The organism is Streptomyces sp. NPDC058773 (assembly GCF_042746015.1).
Lineage (GTDB): Bacteria > Actinomycetota > Actinomycetes > Streptomycetales > Streptomycetaceae > Streptomyces.
Genome location: NZ_JBHYPE010000103.1, coordinates 1 through 1,089, shown reverse-complemented (window position 1 = coordinate 1,089; position 1,089 = coordinate 1). Strand labels below are relative to the sequence as shown.

The following is a 1,089-nucleotide window of genomic DNA, read 5'->3' as shown; positions in this document are numbered from 1 at the left end:
ATGGTCCGCACCTCATCGACAAGACCGCGGGTGTTCTCCTGCCAGGCACCTTGGAAGTGCAGTCGCCCGATCTGCAGACCACCGTCGGCTCGCCATGGAGTAGTGAACGGAACCGACTGCTGCAACTTGCCGTCTACGAACAGCGACAGTGTCTGCTGGGCCGCATCGTAGGAACCGGCCAGATGAGTCCATACGCCCGAGTGAGCCGCATTGTTGCTCACGGCCCGGACTATGGCGGTGTCGTCGGTGTCCTTCGTGTGCCGGTTGAACACCCACTTGTCGTAGGCCTTCGAGTAATAGAGCTGGAAGCCGCTTGCCCAGTTACCGGCCTGCGACAGGAACGTGTAGTTGCGGTCCTTGTCGTCGAGCTTGACCCAGGCCGATACAGAGAACGATTTCGTGGTGTCCACCACCGGTCCGGCCGTAGCCGCATACGACGACGTCCCGTTCAGACGCAGGGCGGTACCCGTCCGGCCGGCAACACCCAGCTCGGCCCCGCCGCCCAACTGCGCCACGAACTCCTCAGCCACACCACCCGACAACCGCCGCGCACCAGCGCCCTCATCCAAGCCGAACGCTGCCTCTTCGGCCGAGGAGGCATGAGCTACGGAAGCTGTTGCTTCAGGCGATGGCGCGAACAGCGAGGGACCAGTGGCCGTCAACAGGACGGCGGCCAACGCCATAAAAGACTTTGAAGGCAGCGTTAAGCTACCGCGCGATTTCATTCGAGATCCTCATCCAATAGGAGGCCAGGCGTATGGAGCGGTAGCTCACCTGCCGGCGCGGAAGGGGCACCGGGCCCGGCGATCCTGCCGGGCCCCGGTGCCGCTGAGAATGTGCTTCAGTGACTACTGGCCGGTGATCTGGATACCCTCGTTGGCGAATTCTTCAGCCTCGATGGATCGGTCCCAGATACGGACGTTGTCGATGGCTCCGGCGAAGTGTTCCTGCCAGACGCCTTGGTAGAAGAGCCTGCCGATCTGCAGGGCGCTGCCGGCTCGCCACGGAGTAGTGAAGTCGGCTGCTGTCTGCGGCTTTCCGTTGACGAACAGCTGGACCTTCTTGGTCGCGGAGTCGTACACGCCGGCC

General features: G+C 63.1%; 2 protein-coding genes. Both read right to left on the bottom strand.

Annotated features, from left to right (window positions below; translation table 11 throughout):
• A partial coding sequence (locus ACFW5B_RS35235; RefSeq protein WP_386449203.1) for a LamG domain-containing protein occupies nt 1–725 on the bottom strand: 725 nt, incomplete at its 3' end.
• Between the two features lie 123 nt (nt 726–848).
• Nucleotides 849–1,089, bottom strand: a 241-nt coding sequence (locus ACFW5B_RS35230; RefSeq protein WP_386449200.1) for a LamG-like jellyroll fold domain-containing protein, incomplete at its 5' end; no start/stop codon positions are given.